The following is a 4,566-nucleotide window of genomic DNA, read 5'->3' as shown; positions in this document are numbered from 1 at the left end:
CAAATCTATGTACAGGCTCGCCGGGGCCAGACCAGGTGTGGGTCAGCGACATCACCTATCTTAAGACCGGAGAAGGCTGGCTGTACCTTGCGGCCATAATGGACCTGTTCTCCCGTGTCAACGCCACGCTCTTTGACCGTTTTTCACCATTTTCAATGTCCGCTTTTCATCAACCAGGCTGACCGGTTTTCTCCGGCGGTACCTCGTTGTGCTCTGGCGCCAGATTTTTACTCAGGACGCCCGCTTTTCGCTTCTCTCTCAGGCGGTAACTTTCTCCCTTGATGTTCAAGGTCGTTGAGTGGTGCAGCAACCGGTCCAGGATCGCCGTTGCCAGTACGTTGTCTCCGAACATCTCACCCCAGTCCGCGAACCCCTTGTTCGACGTCAGGATGATGCTCGCTTTCTCGTAACGACGGTTCAGAAGCCGGAAGAACAGGCTGGCTTCCTCCCGGTTCATCGGCAGGTAGCCGATTTCATCAAGGATCAACACTCGCGCATAACTCAGCTGCTGCAACTGACGTTCCAGCCGGTTTTCCTGTCGGGCCTTCATCAGCGTCGCTATCAGCCTGTCCAGCGGCATGAACAGCACCCTGTGCCCCGCATCTGCTGCCTTTACGCCCAGCGCCACTGCAAGGTGCGTTTTCCCCACGCCCGGCGGGCCCAGCAGGATCACATTCTCGCTGCGCTCCACGAACGCCAGCCCGGCCAGCTCTCTCACCACCTTGCGATCGATGCCCGGCTGGAAGCTGAAGTCGAACTGCTCCAGCGTTTTCACCCACGGCAGTCGCGCCTGTTTAAGCCGCGACTCCATCCCGCGCTGATGCCGGCCACTCCATTCGTGCTGCAGCGCACGGCACAGGAACTCGCGGTAGTTAAGCTCTTCTTTTGCCGCCTGCTCCAGCAGGCTTTCCACCTGGTAACTCAGGTGTTCCATCTTCAGGCGGCCCAGCAGGGCTTCCAGTTCATGCATCACAGCAGCTCCTCATACGCACTCAGCGGACGGTGTTCAACCATACTCACCTGCTGCCACAGTGGCGCGTGGTGTTCCGGCACGGTCTGCCAGTCTGGACTCCGGTGGGTCAGACGGTGAGTAGCGACAAGTGCTTCGTCGCCGTAGATCCGCAGTTCATCGTCAAGCGTGATACGGATTGAGACCGGACGGCCACACCCGGTTTCCGGCACGGAGTAGCGGTTTCCCCGCACTTCTATATAGCCGTCCCACGCCACGTGCCGGATGTCGAAGTAGCTGGTATCAAAGTCTGCTGCCGGCAACGGCTGCAGGTGTGAGGTTTCCTCCATGAAGCGGGCCGCCGGCGTCTGCCGGAACTGACGCAGCTCGCGGCTGTCGGCCACCTCCGCTATCCACTGTTCCAGAAGCTGGTTAACGTGCGTTAAGCTGTCGAACCGGCGGTACCGGACAAAGAAGTTCTCCTTGAGGTATTTCACCATCCTCTCCACCTTGCCTTTAGTGCGCGCGCGGCGCGGACGACAGGCCCGGGGTTGGAAGTCATAGTGCTGCGCCAGCTGCAGGAAGCCGGCGTTGAAGACCACCTTCCCGTTGTGATTTTTCAGCACCGCGGCTTTCTGGTTATCAACCAGCACCGTCTTTACAGTACCACCGAAGTAGCGGAAGGCCCTGACCAGCGATTCATATGTGTGCTCTGCATCCTGGCAGGGGGCCGCGAAGACGTGGAAGCGACGCGAGTATCCCAACGTATTGACGGCAAAGTTAATTTTGCAGCACTCCCCGCCGACCACCGCCTCGATTTCGCCCCAGTCATGCTGCAGCTGGTAGCCGGGCTGGGTTTCAAAGCGAACGGTCTTTTTTCCGGGCCGCATCTTCCGTTTGGGCTGGATGTAGGCCCGCAGCGTAGAGCGTCCGCCGGGATAACCCAGCTTTCTGATTTCGAGGAATATTACCTCAGCATTCCAGACGTTTTCGGTCAGACGCATATCGATGTATTCCATAAAGGGCCGGAGTTTTTCCATGCGCAGCCGGGATTTTCGCTCCGGCGGTGTTGGGTAGCGAAGATAGCGTCTGACGGTGCGTTCGGAGCAGCCAATCTGCGTCGCAATATCGACGATATAAGCCCCCTGATGGCGCATTTGCTTTATCATCAAAAAGTCCTCTCTGCTCAGCATGTTGGTATCCTTTTCGGTGTAGGAACCATCAGGAAACAACATGCAGGGTGGAGCGGACAAATCAAATGGTGATTTAGGGTCTTATATCACTGGCGCTGACATCATACCAGGAATCAGTACTGTTTCTGAACTGATGAGTGGAATGGACGCAGGCCTGTCAGTGTTTAAATTCTTCCCAGCTGAAGCTAATGGCGGCGTGAAGGCATTGAAAGCCGTCGGAGGGCCTTTTCCTGCAGTACGTTTTTGCCCCACTGGCGGGATCACTGCGAAGAATGCCAGTGAATATCTTTCATTGCCAAACGTGGTCTGCGTCGGTGGATCATGGCTGGTGACAACCGAACTCCTCAGAGCCGGTAATTATGCCGGGATTACCCAGCTTGCGCGGGAAGCTTCGGCATTAAACCGAGCTCTTTGAATAAAAAAAACGCTACTCACCGGTAGCGTTTTTATTTTGAGATGGTGTAAGAAATCTGGCGATCGAAGCCGAGAATGATGTGGTCTGCGGACTTGCTGCGATAAAGTTCAGCATCGCGTTGTTCTATGGCGTTAATAATTTCATCATGTTCATCGCAGAGCAACTGAAGGTCAGGAACGCCACGTTCTTCATGAAAACGCCCAACCTGAGGGCCGTAGTTCAGTGTTCCATACATCTCAATAATCAGATCGTTTCGGGACGCAATGACGATGTGCTTATGAAATTCAGCATTGAGATTAATAAAATAGCTGTACTGATCATAGTGCGGACCATACTGATGGGTTCGCATGGCATGGTTAAGATTACGCAGATGGGTAATTTCTTCAGCCGTGATATTGGTCAGCACCATATCAGCGATAGCCGGTTCAATAAGCAGACGGGCCTGCTGCCATTGCGCAATGTCATTAGCATCGGGCTTATTGGCTACACGGAAACCTTTGTTGTGCTCCAGCACTATCAGCTTTTCGGCAGCGAGCCGGAAAAGAGCCTCCCTCACCGGGATACTGCTCACTCCAAAACGTTTACTTAGCGGGCTCACTACCAGCCGCTCTCCAGCACTCAGTGCGTTAGAGATGATTTCCTGCTTGAGCAGGTCATACACTTTATGGCTGATGCTCTCATGCTGCAGCATAGCGACCTCACAATTATACAAAATATATAATATCGTATCACTGATGCTCAAATCTGGCAATTTAACAAAAATGCAACACAGCTGAATGTATCAGCCGTGTTGACTGGGTTCACTCGGTAAACTTCTGCGGACTCGGATATTTTTTCAGGCTGAACCAGTTTTCCTGAATAGCGGGAAATTGTTCTTCAGGCTGACAACAGATTGAACGGATGGCCGCTACCTGTTTGTTTATCAGCTCCGCGTCATGCAGGATCTCTATCTCAAGATCGTAGCAATAGCTTTCGCGGTGTTCCAGCCAGCGAACTTCTTCCCTTTCACGCGCGAAATTTTTTCCCAGAACGTGGTTCGTGCTGGGCTCAATCCCCAGAGCGTAACAGCCCTCACTGAGCGCTTGCCATTCAAACTGGCAGGGGAATTGTGATTTAAGAGTGGTCACTTTTACCGCGAGACCATCTTTGCCATTAAGGTCCCTGTTCACCAGCATAACGGGAACTTTGCCCTCTTCGCTGGCGAGCATGTTGTGTTCATAGACCTGCTCGTGGAAGTCTTTCTGCGGGGCAGGTTGAATCCGGTATCCGACTCCCTGAGCATCAAAACATTCAGCGTGTGCTGCCCAGATGATCCCGGATACCGGCGCCACGTATTCAGTGCCTTCATCGAGCAGCGGGAATCCAAAGTTGAGATGGTAAAGATACATGTGTGAAGTGCGACTGAACCCCATATTTACCATCTCATCACGAAGGCGGATCTTGTCTGAACCCAAATCGACCTCCACCGTACGGTATAGCCAGAGGTTCTCAGCAAAAACAGCCACCTGCTTAACAAGACCTCTTGCCCATAGGGTGTAGGAACCATCGGCATTCCACTTTTCCCCGTAACCCAGCAGGCGTGCAGGCGCATTGGCAACCCGACCGTGAAGTGGTTGCGTGATTTCCTTGCGCGGCGGGTAATGGTAGTGCGAAACGTCATCTGTGGCCGGGAAAAGGTTCTGATCCAGTCCGCACGTTGCGTTCATGCCAGAGAAAGAGCGGAGCCAGCCATAGCCGTTCTCACCGTCATGTTCGTGAAGTGAAGGATGGCGGGTTCCTGTTGATGATACCGGAAACGCCCCACTGGCTAATCCGCAATAACCGTATAGAGGAGGCCAAAAAAGTTATCACTCTGGTACATGGTGGTAACAGTGAAACATTGAGCGTTGTTTCAGGAATTATCTCTTCTTTCAAAGGAACGGATAAGAAAAAAGGGAGTAAGCAGTTGTTGAGTGGGCACAACCGGGTGCTGACGCTGATCGTATTTGGTAGAGCCTGTACATAGATTT

At 53.4% G+C, this 4,566-nt stretch carries 4 protein-coding genes and 3 pseudogenes; 3 read left to right on the top strand and 4 right to left on the bottom strand.

Features of this window, described 5'->3' with window-relative positions:
- Window positions 1-116: pseudogene (locus NG99_RS30285) on the top strand (DDE-type integrase/transposase/recombinase); the annotation flags it as partial.
- Between the two features lie 53 nt (window positions 117-169).
- Here NG99_RS30285 and istB read toward each other — a convergent pair.
- Together istB and istA are read right to left on the bottom strand one after the other, a co-directional pair.
- Window positions 170-970, bottom strand: a complete 801-nt coding sequence (istB, locus tag NG99_RS18860; RefSeq protein ID WP_034896322.1) for an IS21-like element helper ATPase IstB — start codon at window positions 968-970, stop codon at window positions 170-172.
- Window positions 970-2,142 (bottom strand): IS21 family transposase, encoded by a 1,173-nt coding sequence (gene istA / locus NG99_RS18855; protein WP_034896319.1) that lies wholly within the window; start codon window positions 2,140-2,142, stop codon window positions 970-972. The genes istB and istA overlap by 1 nt, the downstream gene beginning before the upstream one ends.
- Window positions 2,143-2,242: 100 nt before the next feature.
- On the opposite strand from istA, the pseudogene NG99_RS18850 reads away from it, so the two are divergent.
- Window positions 2,243-2,557, top strand: a pseudogene (locus tag NG99_RS18850) (bifunctional 4-hydroxy-2-oxoglutarate aldolase/2-dehydro-3-deoxy-phosphogluconate aldolase); the annotation flags it as partial.
- Between the two features lie 31 nt (window positions 2,558-2,588).
- On the opposite strand, the gene NG99_RS18845 reads toward NG99_RS18850, so the two are convergent.
- Both NG99_RS18845 and NG99_RS18840 read right to left on the bottom strand, forming a co-directional pair.
- Window positions 2,589-3,248, bottom strand: a complete 660-nt coding sequence (locus NG99_RS18845) for a GntR family transcriptional regulator (protein ID WP_034896315.1) — start codon at window positions 3,246-3,248, stop codon at window positions 2,589-2,591.
- Between the two features lie 109 nt (window positions 3,249-3,357).
- Window positions 3,358-4,326 (bottom strand): annotated as a pseudogene (locus tag NG99_RS18840) (aldose 1-epimerase family protein); the annotation flags it as partial.
- 14 nt (window positions 4,327-4,340) lie between these two features.
- Here NG99_RS18840 and NG99_RS29365 point away from each other — a divergent pair.
- Window positions 4,341-4,562, top strand: coding sequence for an MFS transporter (locus NG99_RS29365; protein ID WP_072017620.1), 222 nt, complete (start codon window positions 4,341-4,343; stop codon window positions 4,560-4,562).
- Window positions 4,563-4,566: the final 4 nt, after the last annotated feature.

The organism is Erwinia typographi (genome assembly GCF_000773975.1).
GTDB lineage: Bacteria > Pseudomonadota > Gammaproteobacteria > Enterobacterales > Enterobacteriaceae > Erwinia > Erwinia typographi.
This window is presented reverse-complemented; position numbering and strand designations above follow the sequence as displayed.

Coding starts and splice junctions, on each gene's coding strand:
- istB (WP_034896322.1), bottom strand. CDS start 970: ATGCATGAACTGGAAGCCCTGCTGGGCCGCCTGAAGATGGAACACCTG.
- istA (WP_034896319.1), bottom strand. CDS start 2,142: ATGCTGAGCAGAGAGGACTTTTTGATGATAAAGCAAATGCGCCATCAG.
- NG99_RS18845 (WP_034896315.1), bottom strand. CDS start 3,248: ATGCTGCAGCATGAGAGCATCAGCCATAAAGTGTATGACCTGCTCAAG.
- NG99_RS29365 (WP_072017620.1), top strand. CDS start 4,341: ATGATACCGGAAACGCCCCACTGGCTAATCCGCAATAACCGTATAGAG.